11 protein-coding genes and 2 pseudogenes are annotated in these 17525 nt (G+C 67.2%); 9 read left to right on the forward strand and 4 right to left on the reverse strand.

Annotated elements, in window-relative coordinates; all coding sequences use genetic code 11:
• Positions 1 to 60 precede the first annotated feature (60 nt).
• The 5 genes from OG395_RS04840 (at position 61) to OG395_RS04860 (ending at position 6086) form a co-directional block, all read left to right on the forward strand.
• Positions 61 to 783: an HAD family hydrolase gene (locus tag OG395_RS04840; RefSeq protein ID WP_327241751.1), complete on the forward strand. Its 723-nt coding sequence runs from the start codon at positions 61 to 63 to the stop codon at positions 781 to 783.
• Positions 780 to 2633, forward strand: coding sequence for a hypothetical protein (locus tag OG395_RS04845; protein WP_327241752.1), 1854 nt, complete (start codon positions 780 to 782; stop codon positions 2631 to 2633). Before OG395_RS04840 ends, OG395_RS04845 begins: the two co-directional genes overlap by 4 nt.
• Entirely contained in the window at positions 2630 to 3319 is a 690-nt protein-coding gene (locus tag OG395_RS04850; protein WP_327241753.1) for a hypothetical protein, read from the forward strand. Before OG395_RS04845 ends, OG395_RS04850 begins: the two co-directional genes overlap by 4 nt.
• Before the next feature lie 92 nt (positions 3320 to 3411).
• On the forward strand, positions 3412 to 4656 hold the full coding sequence (locus OG395_RS04855) for a restriction endonuclease-related protein (RefSeq protein WP_327241754.1): 1245 nt from the start codon (positions 3412 to 3414) through the stop codon (positions 4654 to 4656).
• The gene (locus OG395_RS04860) at positions 4653 to 6086 is read left to right on the forward strand and encodes a hypothetical protein (protein WP_327241755.1); all 1434 of its coding nucleotides are present in this window, start codon (positions 4653 to 4655) and stop codon (positions 6084 to 6086) included. Before OG395_RS04855 ends, OG395_RS04860 begins: the two co-directional genes overlap by 4 nt.
• On the opposite strand, the gene OG395_RS04865 is transcribed toward OG395_RS04860, so the two are convergent.
• Entirely contained in the window at positions 6081 to 7088 is a 1008-nt protein-coding gene (locus OG395_RS04865; RefSeq protein WP_327241096.1) for an IS3 family transposase, read from the reverse strand. The two genes, OG395_RS04860 and OG395_RS04865, sit on opposite strands and share 6 nt — an antisense overlap.
• A gap of 20 nt (positions 7089 to 7108) precedes the next feature.
• The gene (locus OG395_RS04870; protein WP_327241097.1) at positions 7109 to 7492 is read right to left on the reverse strand and encodes a hypothetical protein; all 384 of its coding nucleotides are present in this window, start codon (positions 7490 to 7492) and stop codon (positions 7109 to 7111) included.
• A gap of 239 nt (positions 7493 to 7731) precedes the next feature.
• On the opposite strand from OG395_RS04870, the gene OG395_RS04875 reads away from it, so the two are divergent.
• The gene (locus tag OG395_RS04875; RefSeq protein ID WP_327241756.1) at positions 7732 to 9504 is read left to right on the forward strand and encodes a hypothetical protein; all 1773 of its coding nucleotides are present in this window, start codon (positions 7732 to 7734) and stop codon (positions 9502 to 9504) included.
• 32 nt (positions 9505 to 9536) lie between these two features.
• Positions 9537 to 12506 carry an RNaseH domain-containing protein gene (locus OG395_RS04880; protein ID WP_327241757.1) on the forward strand — a complete coding sequence of 990 codons (2970 nt, stop codon included), beginning with the start codon at positions 9537 to 9539 and terminating at the stop codon, positions 12504 to 12506.
• 344 nt (positions 12507 to 12850) lie between these two features.
• Here OG395_RS04880 and OG395_RS04885 read toward each other — a convergent pair.
• A pseudogene (locus OG395_RS04885) lies at positions 12851 to 13525 on the reverse strand (DUF5655 domain-containing protein); the annotation flags it as partial.
• Positions 13526 to 13801: 276 nt separating this feature from the next.
• Between OG395_RS04885 and OG395_RS04890 the strand changes: the two are divergent.
• On the forward strand, positions 13802 to 14122 hold the full coding sequence (locus tag OG395_RS04890) for a trypco2 family protein (RefSeq protein ID WP_327241758.1): 321 nt from the start codon (positions 13802 to 13804) through the stop codon (positions 14120 to 14122).
• A 50-nt stretch (positions 14123 to 14172) separates the two neighbouring features.
• Here OG395_RS04890 and OG395_RS04895 read toward each other — a convergent pair whose 3' ends face one another.
• Positions 14173 to 15264 carry an IS630 family transposase gene (locus OG395_RS04895; protein WP_442818514.1) on the reverse strand — a complete coding sequence of 364 codons (1092 nt, stop codon included), beginning with the start codon at positions 15262 to 15264 and terminating at the stop codon, positions 14173 to 14175.
• 68 nt (positions 15265 to 15332) lie between these two features.
• Here OG395_RS04895 and OG395_RS04900 point away from each other — a divergent pair.
• A pseudogene (locus OG395_RS04900) lies at positions 15333 to 17471 on the forward strand (S1 family peptidase); the annotation flags it as partial.
• Positions 17472 to 17525: the final 54 nt, after the last annotated feature.

Below are 17525 nucleotides of genomic sequence, written 5' to 3' on the forward strand. Positions count from 1 at the left end.
CTCGGCCCTCTGAGTCGCGCCGCCTTGCTGCCCCTAGCCACCCTGATGAGGAGTACGACCATGACCGTTCCCGCCCCGATATCACCACCGGCTCCGGCCGCATCCGAAATCACAGCCGTCGAGAGCCAGCACGCCGACCGCGCGCAGCGTGCACTGCTTCTCGACCTCGACGGCGTCCTAATCGACACCCGTCCGGTGATGCAGAAGGCGTGGCGGACAGTCCAGGAGGCCCACGGCATCACCCTTCCGTTCACCGACTACGAGCGTCACCTGGGACGCGAGTTCGGCGACATCATGCAGCGGCTGGGCGTCGCCGACATCGACGCAGTCCGCCGGACGTACGAGACGGAATCCGTCGCCGCCGCACACCTCGCACACGAATTCACCGGCGTTGCCGAAGTGCTCCATTCCTTCGTGGCCGCCGACTGGCGGCTGGGCGTGGTCACGTCGAAGCACGTCGACCGCGCCGCCCCGCTCCTCGCGCACCTCGGATGCCCCTTCGCCGCCGTCCGCACCCCCGCTGGAACTGGCCGGGCGAAGCCAGCCCCCGACCCGATCCTCCTGGCACTGGTCGACCTCGGAGTCGACCCCGCCGCGGCCGTGTACGTGGGGGACATGGCGGTCGACCAGGAATCGGCGGCCCGCGCCGGTGTCGCCTACGTTCATGCCGGGTGGGGATATGGACAGCCCACCTCGCCCGTACCCGAAGTCGCCGCCGCGCCGGAGGAGCTGCTGCAACTGCTGCGCCCCGCAGAGCCGTTCGTCGAGGGGAGCCTGGTGTGAGCACCCGCGCGACCAGTGGCCTGGGCTTGGTCCGGTCCGACTTCGCCAGCCAGCCCCGATGGGCTCTCGTCGGCAGCGGCGCCCTGGACCACGTGGAGAATGACCACATCCGGACCGGGGAGCTTGAGGCCATCCCCGTCGACCGGCAGGAGCTGCGCGTTCTCGTCGAGAACGTCATGGGCGCCTTGGAACGCTACGGCTCTGCGCTCGCCTCCACACCGGGAGGCGCTGGCTGGTTGCACGTCCAGCACGTTCCCGTTCGGCGCTTCGTGGCCGAGATCCTGCGCAAGCTGCTGGCCCTGGATACCTGGGAGCCGTTCGCGTCGGCTCCGGGGCCCTTGGCTCTCGCCCCGTACGAGGGGCTCGTCGGACTTCGCACCAGCAGCTCGCGGGAGTACCTCGCCTACTCCGTCACCTGGTCCGGCATCGCCTACCTGCTCGGAGCAGCGGCCCCGTACAACCCGACCCGCTCCGCCCAGTTACGCAACCGCTCCCGTTCCAGCACGGCGAACGCGGAATCGAGCCCGCTCCCCTCGGACCTGCAGCAGCGAGACGTCGTGGCGCTGTCCTGGACGTCCCGCCACGCTGCCACCCTGATGCCAGTGCTCGCCGAGCTGGAGCGCGGCGGACGGACGAGCCTCCTGCTCGACCTCGCCACCGACCCGGCGGAGCGGTGCCCCGCGCCGGCAGCCACGGGCATCGACCTGCGCTCGGCGCCGAGCGACCTCTTCACCCTCTCCGGCACTGCAGAGGGCCTGCATCTGCCCGACGACGAGCACCTCGTTCGCGTCAAGGGATACGACGTCCAACTCGCACGTCTCGTACGGCTCTTGTCCGTACTCCTTGAAACCAGCGGCGGGTGCACCCAGCCGTCATGGCGGACCCTCCTTCGAGCGGAGAGCTGGATCGACGGCGTCTTGGCCGCGACCCGGCCGCACACCGTCCTCCTGAGCAACGACACCAGCCCGCTGGGCGCACTGGCCGCGCACGCGGCCGAGCGTCACGGCGCGAACACTGTCCACGTCCAGCACGGAGCGTGGACGGCGGAGTCGGTGGCCTGGCCGGCGTTGCACAGCCGCGACATCGTCGTCATGGGCGAACGGGATCTTCCCCTGGCCCGCGCGTGGGTGCGCCACCCCGCAGCCGAGGTGCACGTGCTGGGACAGCCCCGCTTCGACGTGCTCGCCAGCCTCGGCCGTGAGGCACAGCGGCGGTACCTGGAGAAGGTGCTGGCTCCGGGCAACCGCCGCGCCCCTGCCCGGATCGCGGTGTGGGCCTGTCAGCCGTTCAGCCCCGGTCGCCTCAAGGCCCAGGCGGACCTCCTCCTGGACGGCCTGAGTGCGGCGGACGGCGACTGGGGTCTCGTCATCGCTCCGCACCCGGCGCAGGGCGCCGATGCCTTCGCCGCGTTGCTGAAGCGGGACGGCAGGCCGCTCGTGGCCGTGGCCGACCCGCGGGTCGGCGCGCGGGGCTGCCTCGCCGGGGCCGACGCTCTGACGAGTGCGTACTCGACGTGCGGGATCGAGGCCGCGCTGCTCGACGTCCCGGTCCTCGAAATCGGCACGCCGGGCGAACGCACGCTGGACCTGGCCGGCCACGGCCTCGCGACCCGTTGCCACAACGCCGGTGACCTCGCCGAAGCGCTCTCCGCACTACGTGAACCGGGCACGCCCGCCCCGAAGACGGCCATGGACGCGGTATGCCGGTGGCGCGGCGACAGCGCGGCCCAGGTCGCTCACCTCATCACCCAGCGCGCCGAAACCTCCGCCAGATCATCCGACTCCGTCCACCACGATGCCTCGGGCGCGGCCTCTGCGTCGCCCCAGGGCGAAGGAGTATCCGTCCGATGACACATCTCACCGCTGACAGTACGGCCGAGCTGTTCTCCGGCGCCATCACGCTGGCCAAGTCCGGCGAGAAGGTCAGCCCGCGGGGCATGGCCAGGGTTCCGCCGGCCAAGCAGTGGCGGAAGTTGCCGTTCGCTCTCGACGCACCCACCGAAGTAGTCGGCCACACGCGCCTTCAGCAGCGCCTGCGGAGCGCTGGCGTCCACGATCAAGGGGCCGGGGCCACCCTCCACTCCCTGGAGCGGCTGGGACTGATCAAAGTGACCAAGGACCGCGTAGAGGTTCCGGGAGTCGGCGAGGTAGACCGGACCCTGGTGGAGATTACGCGCCGCGGCCGTGCCTGCGCCCGCGCTGGGCTTGGAGAGCCCGCGGAGTCGGCGCCTCCCGCGCATCTGCTGTCTGAATGGCTGTGGGGCGTTCTGCTGCGTGTCGCCGCAGCCGGCCCGGAGGGTCTCCACGAGAGCGAGCTGACCGGTAAGTCCCTGTTCTACTTGGCTGTCGGCTATCGGCCAAAGCGCCAGGCGCATCCCAGCAGAGGCTTCATCGAACTACGTCCCCGGATGGCACCGGGCGAAACGCACGCCCTCGATTACCGGTGGCACACCACCGCTCTTGGGCGGCAGCACATTGCCTCCTACCTGCACGTCTACACGGAGATGTGCCCAGCTGCGGCGTCTCCAGCGCAATGATCATTTAGGGCGGTCCGAGGCCGTTCCGGGGGCATTGTCAGACCCGTGCTCTACCGTCGTCTCCCGTGACGACCCATGTCGATGATGACGGCTTGACGTTCTCGCATTTCGAGGCGTTCCGCCTGATCAACTTCACCTTCATCAAAGCCAGTCAGACGATCACCGCACCGGACCTGACCCCGAGGGACCGGGCCGAAAAGCTGATGCGGTACCACGGGGACTTGCTCGCCGCGTACGGCCCCAGAGTGCCGCTGTCGTTCGGCGAGTTCCGCCGAAGGCTGCGCGGTCCCATCGACGGCCTGCTCCCGCCGTGGCTGGACCGGTCCGGCTTCGGCGATCTCGACTTTCCCGTTGTCGACGCCGAGGGCTGCGTCACCGGGAACGCCTTCGATCTGCAGTGGGAGACCTCCCAGCTGCACCGGATTTTGAAGCGGCTTCGGCGGATCGGCCGGATGCGGTTCACCGAGGAGCAGCTTCAGGACGAGATCGACCAGGATCAGATGTACGAGATCCTCAAAGGCCGCGGTGACGCCCAGTACGTCAAGGACCGCACCACGCTGGTGGAATGCCCGGCCGGCACTGCCGCGGAGCTGAACAAGCGCGGCCTGCCCCTCAACGCGATCGGCTTCTACGAGCCGATCCCCTACCACGCCGTCTACCGCACCTGGTGGTTCCCCTGCACGGTGTGCAAGTGGCCCATGAAGATCAGCAAGTGGATGAGTGCGGGCCGCGAGTACTACCGCGTCGCCTGCCTCTACAGCCGTCACGCCGATACCGGTGCCAGCTTCATGTTCCGGCCCACGTCCGGAGACGCGCCGCAGCTGCATCCGGACAGCCCCGACACCCCGGCTCCGCACGAGGCAGCGCTCGCGCTGGGCACCACCGGTGCCGTGCCGGAGGCGAAGCCGGTTGAGGGGCATCTGGCCCTCAAGCGCGGTGTGTGGCGCTACACCTGCGTGCCCGGCCTGTACGAACTGCGTCTGCACACCGTTCTGCGGAAGCGGCTGGCCGCCGCACTGGCCGATGTGGACGAAGCCGTCAGGCTCTGGCCGATGAGCGATGCCTACGACCATCGCATCGAGGTCAAGGGCCCTGACGGGAGCACGCACGTCTTCACCGTGGATGTGAAGGACTACACCCACGGCCGCGTCCTGGCCGAAAGCCTGCACCGCAACGAGGGCGACAAGGGCGGCGCCGAATGGCTCGTCGTTCCCGACCACCGAGCCGACCAGATCCCCCTGCTGACCGTGACCTGCCACAAGTACGGAATGAAGGCCGCGACCATGACCGACTTCGCCAAGATGGTCTGCCAGAGCGCCGGGGTGGGGTGGGCATGAGCCAGATGACTGTCAGGGACGCCTTCGTCCGCGCCGCGCTGGCTCTGGCCGCCCACTACTTCCCGCAGCAGGACGGCGACGGCAAGCCGCTGGCCTCCTTCCGCCACGCGGCGTTCTTCGCCAGCTGCAAACCCCAGGCATGGGAGAGGTGGAATGAGCTGGGCAGTGAGGAACGCCTACTCGTGGCCGAGGTGATGAAGCTCAGCAACCCCGACCTCGCCGACGAAAAGCGGTTCGCCTCCGCCGCGCGGATCCTCCTGGGCGCCATGGACAGCGCCGACGAGGAGGACGAGGAGACCACCCTCCAGCTGTTCACCCTGGCCGGTGATCCTCTCACCGCCACCGCGGCCTACCCCCTGTTGGGAGGGGACTACCTCGGCTACACCAAGAGCCTTCTCGCGCCCTACCGGCGGCCGAGCAGCCGGCGCAAGCCCCACGAGTTCGCAGCGCCGGGCCAGACGTACGAGACGAGTGAACGCACCGAGGGAAGCGAGATCGTCCACGGGCGCGTGACCATCCCCCGCTTTCCCGCTTTCACCCAGCCCCTCGGCCACGACACGCTTCCCGCCCTCACCACCCGGCCCAACGTCGGCACGGTCCCGGTCTACGTCCAAGATCTCAAGGACATCGCACAGCTCCTGGACACCCAGTACGAGGACACAGAGGCTGGCCCCTGGTTGCACAAGGTGCTGACGGGCCTGCTCGACCGGGTCAAGGCCCGCGACACCGACACCGTCAACGTGCTGGCCCTCCTGGCCGGCAGCACCCAGATCTTCCACGCGCCCACCGGAACCGGTAAGTCCGTGCTGGTCCGTCTCCTGGGCTCGTGGGCCGCGCTCAATGACTACCGCATCACCCTCCTCGTCCCTGATGTGAAGGCCACGCTCGCCTCCGTCTGGGACATCAGCCGCGACCTCGAGATCCTGCACGAGGCGGGCAAGACCGAGCACCTGGCGACGTGCGCTCCGCTGATGTCGCCGTCTTCACGGCACGAGCGGGCCCTCAAGCACGCGGCCCTCGTCAAGGAGGACCCCGACGCCCCCGGGGAATGGGGCAAGCGAGGCCGCCGTGACGTCGACCACCTCGCCTATGGATGCGCACAGCAGCACTGGCTCGACTCCGCCGGCATCTACCGCCCCGGCAAGGAGAACTGCCTGAGCCTGCGCGGCGGCGGAGAGATGCTGGCCTGCCCCTGGATCCCGACCTGCGGCAAATTCACCCCCGCTTACCAGGCCGCTAACGCCACGGTGATCGTCACCAACCACCACAACTTCATCCAGGGCACCATGCGGGTGGGCATCCAGATCGACGGCCGCCCGGTCCGGTCCGTCACCGTCCGCGAGTTCGTGCTCCGCGCCAGCGATTTCGTCATCATCGACGAGATCGACGCGGTGGATTTCAAGTCCAGTGAGACATTTGTGTGGCTATGAGATCTGTGGTGTGGTTTCCCTGCGCTTGGCGGGGTCGTTGATCCACGCTTGCTGGGGTATCTCGGGCGGTGTGGGGCGGCGACCGAAGCGTTCGGGGTGGCGGGCGAACGCTTCGGCGAGCGTGACGGCTCTCTGGTCGCGGACCTCCTCGGCGGTGCCGAAGTGGACGCTGGCGGGCGTGTGCCATCCAATGCCCGAGTGCCGGTGCTCGTGGTTGTAGTACGCGATGAACGCGTCGAACCAATCACGGGCGTGGGCCAGGGAATCGAACCGCTCGGGGTAGTCGGACATGTACTTGGTGGTCTTGAAATGGGCCTCGCTGTAGGGGTTGTCATTGGAGACTTTCGGCCGGGAATGGCTGCGGGTGACGCCGAGGTCGATCAGCAGCTGAGAGACCTTCTTGGAGGTCATTGAGGTGCCCCGGTCGGCGTGGACGGTCTCGGGCACGATGCCGTTGCGCTCGATGGTGTCCCGGATCAACTCCTCGGCACGCTCTGCTGATTCGGCGCGTTCGACGGTGTGGCCGACGATGTAGCGGCTGAAGATGTCGATGACGACGTAGGCGTGGTACCAGGTGCCCTTGGCCGGTCCGGCGAGCTTGGTGATGTCCCAGGTGAAGACCTGGGATGGGGCGGTGGCGACCAGTTCGGGCACGGTCTTGGCCGGGTGGGTGGCCTGACGGCGACGCTCGCCGGACTGGCCCTTGTCACGCAGGATCCGGTACATCGTGGAGACCGAGCAGTGATAGCGGCCCGCGTCCAGCTCACGGGCCCAGATCTGCGCGGGCGGCAGCTCCACGTACTCGGCGCTGTTCATCAACTCCAGTACTGCCGCACGCTCTTGATCCGTCAGCGCCGAGGGCTGGGCCTGGACGTGGGAGCGGGGCGTGCGGTCGGTCGGGGGCTTGAGCCTGCGGTAGTGGGTGGCCCGGGAGCGGCCGGTCAGCCGGCACGCGGCCGTGATGCCCAGCTGGCCCTGAACGCCGGTGAACGCGGTGTCCACCACGGGGTCGGTGGCGTGTTTCAGTCCGCGCTCTCGGAGATCATTTCCAAGAGCGCGGAGGCTTTTCCCATCACCTCGAGTGCGGCCTTGTTCCGGGCCAGGTCCTTCTGCAGCCGCTCCACCTGCTGTCGCAGCTTCTCGTTCTCCACCTCCGCGGCGGACTTCTTCGTGCGGGCGGGGCTGGTCCGGCGGTCGACCAGGTTTTCCAGGGCCCCGGCATCCCGGGCGGCCCGCCACTCCTTGACATGCGAGTGGTAGAGGCGTTCCCGGCGCAGGACCGCGCCCTTCTCGTTCCTGGGCGCGGCGTCGTACTCGGCGACGATCCGCAGTTTGTACTCCGAGGTGAAGGTACGGCGCTTCGGCCTCGGTGCCGGGTCGGACCCGACGGGCTCAGTGCTGGGCATAAGGGGCGGTTCTCCTGTCGTGCCCTCTCAGGCTAACCCCGCAGAACGGGACGTCTCACCCGAGGCTGACAGAGAGGGACGCCTTCCAGGCCGTCGCCGTCGACCGCTGCGCCACCACGGTCGACCTGCACTCCCGGCGCCCGTGGACCGCAGAACCGCAGGTCCTGGACACCGCGGCCAAGCATCTTCCTCTGCGCTTCGAGGATCAGCTCATCGAACCGGTCAGCCACGTCCGGCTCATGGCCGAGTCCCTGCTGACCGGCCTGTGCACCAAGGCATTCCGCCTCAACCACCACGACGACGCCCGAGTCCCGCGGCTGAGGCACGAATACGACTACGAGGGCTGGCGCCTGCCACGCTCCAAGGACCGCGAGCTCATCAGCCTCCTGTTCCCCGAATACCAGGTCAGCGACGGCCAGCCGCTTCCCGCCGAGGCCATCCACCGGCTCAACGCCCTGGTACCGGCACCCGACCTCGGCGAAGACGACGAGACGGCTCCTACACCCATGCTCTTTGACCCCGAGTGGGAACGAGTTAGCAGCGTCCTCGGGGCCGTCGTGTCGCCGCGCGGCATCAACCAGCGCGATGCGCTCAAACTCAGGCTCCACGAGGCCCTCGCTCCGATGATCAGCGACGGCCGCACACGCAACCGGGCCATCGACCACCTCCTCATCCGCACGCTGATGAGCGAACTGGACGTGTCGCTCGCCGTTCTGCGCGACACCGCCCAGTCCCTGCGTCACTCCGGGCTGCTCAGCGCCAACCGCATCATCGACTCGATGCGCTCCGGCGGCATCGCCGACGTACTTCCGCACGGAACAATCGGCAGGCCGATCAACGGCTACCGGGTCACCGGCACGAAGAACCCGGAGAAGGACGCCAAGCTCTCCACGCAGCACATGGCCGGCGACCCGCACACCTACGTGTCGGAACTCGGCGGACTCGTCTCACTGATCACCGCCGGCGTGGAGCGGCCCGTCTTCGGGCTCTCCGCCACGGCCTACTTCCCCCAGGCGGTCAAGGAACATGTCCACGCCCCCGTGATGTGGTGGATGACCGACGCCCAGGAAGAATCCATCCTGGTCGAGTCCTCGGCCGTCACCTACGGCAACGGCCACCGAAAGGCCGGAGAACGCATCCCGATCGCCGGCCAGTTCCCCTCCGACAAGCCCGAAGCCCTGCGCGAAATCGGCGAACGCCTGTACGAGACAAAGCTGTCGAGGAAACTCACGCGCCTGGCCAAATCGGAATCGACCCGCACCCGCGCCCGCGTGATCCTCACCGCCAACAGCTACGAACAGTGCGGCCACATCGCCACCGGCATCGCCAAGGCGAAAGGGCTCTCCCACCGCGTGTGCGTCCTCGTCCGGGAAGAAGACCGCCTCAGCAACGTCCGCTACCTCCCCGACCCGTCACTGGTCCGCCGCATCACCGTCGAAGAGGTCGAGGAATTCCCCCAATTCGGCGACATCCTGATCGCCCCCCTGGCTAACATCGCCAGAGGACTCAACATCGTCGTCAATCTCCGCTCAGCCATCCACTCCATCTACCTGTGCGTGAGGCCCCCACTGATCATCGACGATCCCACCTGGATGTACGGCAGTGTCAACGCCGCAGGCATCAACTCGTTGCCCGCATCCGGTGCGTCGGATCCCGTCCAGGCTCTGCAGACGGCTCGCACCGCAGCAAGCGACCACTTGGCCACCATTCTGCGTTCCTCCCCGCAGCTGTCGACCATGGACCTCGTCCTCCAGGAACAGATGGTCGCCGGAATGCTGGTGTCCCTCATCCAGCTCGCCGGCCGAGCACGACGCGGCGGTACCAACATGGAACTGCACTTCGTGGACTACGCCTTCCACGACGAGACGTGGAGCTCCGACCTGGCCAGCATCATCGAACGCATGGCCGGCCGGTGGCTGCCGGAAGAACGCCGGCAGATGGCCGAACTGTACGGCGAAGCGGTCAACGCCTTCCTGACCTACGCAGGCGTCGACCTCGCCCTCTCCGCATAGCCCAGCGCTTCTTCCCGAAAGAGATCACAGCATTGAGCGACACCACCGCGAATCTCCCGAGCACCCTCACCCTGCGCTGCACCCCCGAACTCGTCGAGGGCCAGAAGGTGTACGTACGGATCTTCCCGCGCAGCGTGCGGGAAGAATGGGAGAAGCTGAAAGGCGACGGAGACGACGAGCAGAAAAGCCAGCAGCATCCGGACGAGAAGAAGAACCTGCCGTACTCAACCGCCCTGACCTACCTGAAGTTCAAGACCGGCGGATACGTCCACCTCGACCGGTACCTCAACTTCCTGGTCTCACTGGAGAAGATTGACGACGAGACCCTGCGCCACGTCTTCCGGTGCGTCGTCGGCTACAGCAAAGGGCTGAACACCGACCAGGCCGTCCTCCTCGACGTACCGCCGGTGGCCGAAGCCATCGCGAAGACGCCCGAGCAGGAATTCGACATGGTGCGGCTCCTTAAGCCGGTGCCGGGCAGGCAGCCGAAGTGTCCCGACTGGATGTACGTGGCCGTGCCCTGGGTGATCTCCAAGAAGCTCGCCCAAGAGAAGTTCACCATCTACGACCTCGTCCCGATCACCAAGAAGGTCGCCGACAAGGAGAAGGACGGCTCCCCCAAGCTCGACGCCAACGGCGAACAGGTCTACAAGAACCGCACGATCGGCTGGAAGGCCAACCCGAACAAAAGGGAAGTCACCTACCTTCCCGACAGCCGGGGCGGCCTCATCGCCTGGGATCACCCCTTCGGACGCAAGTACAACCTCCGTGACGACGCAAGCGAGGTCAACGAGGCCACCAAGGCCCAGTACGCGATGTCCAGACTCTCGGTGGTCATGAAGACCGAGCCCAACGTCGTCCACCCCGTCATCTTCCTGGACGCCCACGTCACCCGCGTCCACAGCAACATGGTCTATGCCAAGTCCACGCACATCTACCAGGGCAGCGACGGCCTTCCGATCTTGCACACCGAGCTGGTACGCAACGGCGTCGTCCGCGCAGTCAACCAGCGCGCCCTGGAACTGCTCGCACGCGACGAGATGGACATCAGCGTCCTGCAAGCACTGCAGACGCGCGTCACCGAAGAGCGGGGCCTGCTGGAAAAGGCCGCCGAGAAGGGGGAATTCCCCTCGTTCATCACCCCTGACGCCGGCGTCATCCGCCCGCTCATGCCGCAGAACGACAACTTCGCTGTCGGCACGGGACCTGGCACCCTCCACCTGCGACTCTTGGCCGAACACGTCTCCAAGGTGCTGGGCGAGAAGGCCACCTGGGTCGACTTCACGGTGGAACCGATGACCTTCGAGCCGCGCCCCACGGACAAACAGAAGATGGCCCCGCAGGAGCGTGCCAGCCGCATCGAGGCCGGCGAACTCCTCCACACCATCGGCTTTCCCCCGCCCGAAGAGATCACCGCTTCCGTGAAGGCCCAGGGCTTCGAGCACCTGCGGATCGTATGCCTGTGGTACCGCTGGAACACCCGCCTTCGCATGATCAACGCGTTGTCCCTGGCCTTCCCGGACGGCTCGCCCATCGGCGATCCTGAGGCAGGTGAGGAGGTCTTCCTCGCTCCCGGCATCAGCGTGGTGTTCCGTCAGGCTGAGCGCTTCCTGTCACACGGCGACGACATCAATCGGACCGTGGAGTTCAAATCGCTCGAAGACGACTTCGCCGACAGCGAGTCGCGGGTAATGGTCGGCGTCTGGTGCGAAACCGAGATCCCGGCGTTGAAGAAGAAGGATGGAGAGAAGCGAAACGCCTTCCTTCTCCGCAGGGAGCGCTATGACGGAAAGTTCCAAGTCCGCCGCTTCCTAGCCAAGAAGGACTTCGTCTGCCAGTTCACCGCGGGAATGAAACCGGGATCCTTCGGAAAACCCGCAACAGAAATCAGTCCTCCGAAGCCGGGGAAAGACCACGCCGCTTACATGGCGCTCCTCGACCTGTACCGCTCACTCGGGATCGTCGACCAGCGCCTCGCGCGGGCCATCGCGAAGGACAGGAAGGGCCACGAGGCGGGGAAACTCGTCTACTGCGGGATCCACGCCCGCCGGCAGGCCAAGACCGCCGATGGCAAGCACACCAAACGCATCATCGTTGCCACAGCCCTGTTCCCGCCGGAGGAGGAGGGCGACGCCTGGACGATGCGAGCGTGGACGCCCCAAATCGGGGCCTGGGTGCCCTACCGGGAGGCAATCGCCGCCTTCCACGCCAGTGACTACGCACTCCACGTCGACGGCAAGGGCGAGACGGACAAGGAACGCTGGGCGGAAGCAGCAGCACACGTCGAAGACGCCCTCTCCAGCCTCGTCCGCGACGAGCTGGAACCCGGCATGGGCTATGTCGTCATGGTCGACGGGCACGCCTGCCGACGGATGTGGACGGGCCTGCACAACGAGAATCAGAGCTACCAGGAAGAGGACATCACCGATCCGCGCACCTGGCTGCCGGGGTACGGCAAAGGCAAGAACGCACCGCGCAAGAAGCCAAGCGCGGTCATCCGCATGAACATCGCCGATGACGAGGTACCTCAGTACGTCCCTGTCCCCCGCGAGAGTGACCCGGAAACCGAAAAAGAGTCCATCACGTTCGCATCGGCCAAGCTGCACCGCGCCGACGTCGACTTCGGTAACCCCTTCTGGGTCCTCTTCAATGTCCCGCGCAACTACCACGCCAAGGGTGGAGACCTGGGTAAAACCATCACCCGCTGGGACGCCGACCCGGGCAAGGGTGGGGAGGAGGGGGAGCGGGAGACGAACGAGCTCAAGACGCCGTGGTGGGCGATCACGGCGACCGAGATCTACCCGGTCGGTGTGGCCGATGGGGTCGACCGGAAGATGCTCGTACGGGCGACCGCGCGCTTGTGCCACCAGACCATCGCCTGGTCCGACCGCTCGCGCTATCCCGTGCCCCTGCACGCAGCCAAACAGCTCGACCTCGACCACCCTCAGTACCGGCGGTCGGCGCCGCCCGAAGAGCAGGGTGACGAAGCCGCCGACGACTAACGGAGGACGCGTTGTCGGGAGGGATGTCCGAGAAGGCGCGTCCCCTCGACGACCAACGGTGAAGAGCGGCCAGCTGTGGTTCGCTCGCTCGTGGTCCAAGTCGTGTGTCTAGCCGCCCGTGTTGCGAACCGCCTCTGCTCGCAGCCGATTCAGTCACCAGGCACACCGACCAGCGACCTACGAGAGCCGGGCAAGATAGCGCGGGGTCGCCGGTTGGCCAAACCGGCGACCCCGCGCACCATAGATAGTCCACCGCCACGCCCTCCCGTACGTCGAAGGGTTCCACCTACGACCGCAGACACGACACGAGCGCAGCCCGCCAGGAGGCAGGCAACAGCAAGCGATCACGCCGCCGCGTAGCTCGCCCGGAACAGATCCTGCGCCCACTCCACGTCCCTCGGCGTACGGAGCTGGACCTCCAAGTCGCCCGTCCCGTGGTGACCGAGACCAGACACGTCCCGGGTGAAGCCCGGAACGAGGTCGACGTCCTTCTGGTCGACCTTCAGGTAGACCAGCAGCTTGCTCCGCTGCGGCGGGCACAGGCAGGCGAAGTTCCGCAGCCGCTGATACGCCCGGTAAGTCTTGCGCTCAACCCGGTTCACACCGTCCCCGAGCCCAAGCAGAACCTCGTCGACCGCGCCCGCCAACTCCACCATCGACGCGCCCTGGACCCCGGCCGCCGCCCGGGCAACCGCCTGGCGCCGTGCCCGACGGCCCACCTGCAGGCCGTAGCCCACGGAGGCCACTGTCTCAAGCCCGAGCAGATCGCTGCCAAAGAGTCGGTAGCGGACCAGGTCGATCGACCTCCGGTGCTCGCGCACAGCATGCACGTCGTAGCGGGTGAAGTCGCCAGCGATACAGATCAGACGCGGGCCGCTCCACAGGACCTGGGACGCGGCCGTCACCCCGAGCCGGTCGCGGACCAGGTGCTCGAACTCGGCGCGATGGTCCATCAGCCACGCCAGGTAGAAGAGACCCTGGTTGATGACGCCGGCGTCGACGCCACGCTTGTACTCGACTTTACCGACCGCTGGAGCTCGTGAACCGGCTCTGAACTGCGACTATTCATAGACTACATGTTCGTGACGGAGAGTTGGGGCCGTTGCTGTAGCTCATCCAAGTGGTCTCGTGCCGGAGCCCCGGACGCTGTTGGCGACCGGGGGTGGGCTTGCGGTGAACAGCATCCGGTACTGACCGATCGTTGACCGTCCTGTTAGCCTGTCTACGAGTCAATTCTGATCCGCCCACGCAGTGTGACCAATCGGGGGAACGGTTTGGGACCCGGGGCTGGGGACATGGAGCTGGCGCAGGCCGTTCAAATTCTGCGCGATGAGCTGATGAGTGCCGCCGCGCAGGGGGTCGGCAGTGACGTGGCGTTCCAAGTGGGACCGATCCAGATGGAGTTCGCCGTCGAGTTGCGCAAGGACGCCCGTGCACGCGGAGGGATCAAGGCGTTCGTCGTCTCAGCAGAGACCGAGGGTGCGGTGGGCCGGACGCGCACTCATCGGATCTCCTTCACCCTTGAGCCCCGGCGGGCGGCGACTGGTGATCCGCTGCTGATCGCGGCGGACGGCGAGGGCGACGCCACCGGCCTTGCCGGGGCAGGCGCGCCATGACGGGTGGCCGCGGGACCGGGCCTGAGCATGAAAGGGTCACCGCCGTCCTCCTAGTGTCCTGCGCCGGGAATTCGATCAAGATATGAGGCGAGGCGTTCGAGGATCTCGTCGGCGCTCTTCGTCCAGGCGAAGGGGCGGGGGTTGTCGTTCCAGGTCTTGATCCAGTTTCGGATGTCCTTCTCCAGCGCGTGGAGGGATTTGTGGGTGCCGCGCCGTATCTGCTTGTCTGTCAGGAGTCCGAACCAGCGCTCGACCTGGTTGAGCCAGGAGGAGTAGGTGGGGGTGAAGTGCATGTGGAACCGAGGGTGGGCCTCCAGCCATTTCCTGACCGCCGGCGACTTGTGGGTGCTGTAGTTGTCGCAAATCAGGTGGACGTCCAGGCCGGCAGGGACCTCCTTGTCGAGCTTGGTGAGGAACTTCTTGAACTCGACGGTCCGGTGGCGGCGGTGGATGGAGCCGATGATCTCGCCGGTGGCCACGTCCAGGGCGGCGAACAGGGTGGTGACGCCGTGACGGATGTAGTCGTGGGTGCGGCGTTCTGGCATACCCGGCATCATCGGCAGCACCGGGGCGGACCGGTCCAGTGCCTGGATCTGGGACTTCTCATCCACACACAGGACCAGGGCACGCTCGGGCGGGTCGAGGTAGAGGCCGACCACGTCGCGGACCTTCTCGATGAACTGCGGGTCGTTGGACAGCTTGAACGTGTCCACCTGGTGCGGCTTGAGGCCGAATGCCTTCCAGATCCGGCCGACCGTGGACTTCGACAGTCCGCTCTCAGCCGCCATCGAAGCCCTCGACCAGTGGGTGGCGTCCTTCGGGGACCTCTCGAGCGTGGCGACGACTACATCCTCGACCCGCTCATCGGTGATCTTCCTCGGACCGCCGGGCCGGGGCTCGTCCACCAGCCCCTCCATCCGCAGTTCCAGGAAGCGCCGCCGCCACTTGCCCACGGTCTGCGGCCAGATACCCAACTCGTCGGCAACCTGCCGGTTCGTCTTCCCGTCCGCGCACCCCAGCACGATCCGGCACCGCTGAGCCAACGCCTGCGAAGACTTCGCCCGCCGCGACCAGCGCACCAACGTCGCCCGTTCGTCCTCGGACAACACCAGCTCGGCCATCGGCCGTCCCATCTTCGCCATGAAAGCAGTCTACTTATTCAACGAATTCCCGGCGCAGGACACTAGGCGGTCGCAGTGGCAGCGGTTATCTCCTCACGGCCCGGTTGGTCCTCACCGCCGGCCATGTCGTGAGCGGCGCGAGCGCGCCGCGGGCGGAGGCCGTGCGCGGCACAGGAACCCAGCGTTGCCAGGTCGTGTGGTTACGGCAGGACGACGAGTGCGACGCCGCTCTATTGCTCGCCGAGCAGGACCTTATCCACCCACAGACAGTGGCCCGTCTGGGCCCGGTGCGCTGGGCCAGGATTTCAGGTGGGTATCCCCTCGCGGACTGCCAGGTGATGGGGTTCCCCCGGGCCGCGCGGAGGCATGACCGATTAGACACGGAGCACATCGAGTGTGCACTGCGTCCCGGATCGGGGCTGGTGCGCGGCCGGTACGTGCTGGACATCCGGGACGTGTCGCCCGAACTGACGCACGACGGGTCACCCTGGGAGGGGATGTCAGGGGCCGCGCTGTTCGCGTACGGGTATCTGCTGGGCATCGTCACCGAGGCACCGCGGAACTGGCGCCACCAGCGGCTTGAGGCTGTCAAGAGCAGGGCCCTGCTCGACGATCCGGAGTTCGTATCCGCTCTGGTCCGGCACGGCGACGGTGCCCCCGTCACAGACGAGCTGTCGGCTGACACCCGGCGGCGCATTCCTCTGGCCCTGGCCGGAACCCTGCACTCCACCCCGCGCGACCTCGCCGCCACAATACGGGCCCACTGGACCACAGCTCGCCGTCAGTTCTTCGATGTCATGGGCACGGCCAGTTCTCCCTCTGAGGGCTGGCGCACCCTGCTGGTCTGGCTGCGCCAGTTCGACGACCCCGCCACCGACGACGTCGAGGGCCGCTTGGAACTGATCGACCGCCGACTGGCAAGCCCCGAACTCACACCCGACCTCAAGCTGCTCCACCTGCTGCGCTGGCTCGAACCCGATGGGACACCGGTCTGGCGCGGTACCCGCGTCACTACCGAGTCGCTGTCGGAGGCGTGCCGCAACGGCCGCTTCGACGACGCCAACGGACCCGCCGCGGATTTCGACCTCTACCGGGACCTCTGCAAGGGATCTCTGCTGGATGCGCTGGCCGGCTTCACCCAGTTGCACCGACTGAACGGCGTCCAGCAGATATGGGACGAAACCTGGTCAGATTGGCGGCAGTTGGTGGCGCGGGCCCCCACCATGCCCCAGGAGTACCTCGACTGGGCGCAGAACAACGCGCGCGGACTGCTGCTCGCCGCCCTGCTGCCCGGCTCCGACGCGACGGCCTGGCTGCGCACGGCCCGCGACCGGGTCACACCGCCCGCCGAGGGCGCCGTCGAGTGGTACGACTGGCTGCGCGCGCGAGAGCCCGGTCCGGACTCTCCGATCGGGATCCTACTGCGCACCGACTACGCGCGGTTCGCCGAAGTCCAGGTGCGGGAGTGGAACAAGCAGGCCGCCCGCGACAGGGAGAGCCGACGCCTGCAGGAGGCTTACGACTCCGCCGCCGCCCACCGCGACCAGCAGTGGACCGAGTACGAGGCCCGGCGCCTGTCGGCCGCCTCCCGGCTGGCCGCGGTCGCCCGTATGACGCTCTGGTTCGGGCCCTGGACCGCGGCCACCCTGTGCGTCCCATGGCTCCTGTGGGGGTGGACGCATCCCGACTACGCCGTGACGATCACCTGGCAATTGGCGGCGCTGGCCGCGACGGTCCTTGTGTCCCGGGTGTCAGCAGTGCTGCGGCTCGGCGGTGCGTATCGCCCGCCTCTGCGGAACCCCCGCGAAATCTTCCGACTCCATCACGAAGACGCGTCCCCCGGTGTCGTGTTCAGCAGCGTGACGAGACTGCTGCTTGTCCTGGGATACGTGTGCCTGATGGGGGTGTTCCTGCACGACGTCGGCTTTGTCGCAGCGACCATCGCATTCATCCTGATCCTGGGAACGCTGTTCCAGTTCGCCCGCGTGGGGGTCGTATACGACTGGGACCGTGAGCACCACCAACGGCGGCAGGGCTACGAGTCCCGGCGGTCGCCCGGCCCTGGAGAACTCCCTCGCCACATCGCCGACGGCGTGCAGAGCGGGTCACCGCGGGATCGCGCCGACGCATACCACGCCCTCCTCCGGCAGTTCGCTGGCCTCTCCGTTCCGCGAAGCCCTGGCGCTCCCGCTCGCCGCGACCCTCCCCACAGGCATCGGCGCGGTTGAGTTTCGCGCAGCAGTTCGACGAGGTTCGCCGGTGCTGGTCGTCGAGCGTGATCT

The organism is Streptomyces sp. NBC_01320 (assembly GCF_035974375.1).
GTDB classification, from domain to species: domain Bacteria; phylum Actinomycetota; class Actinomycetes; order Streptomycetales; family Streptomycetaceae; genus Streptomyces; species Streptomyces yanii.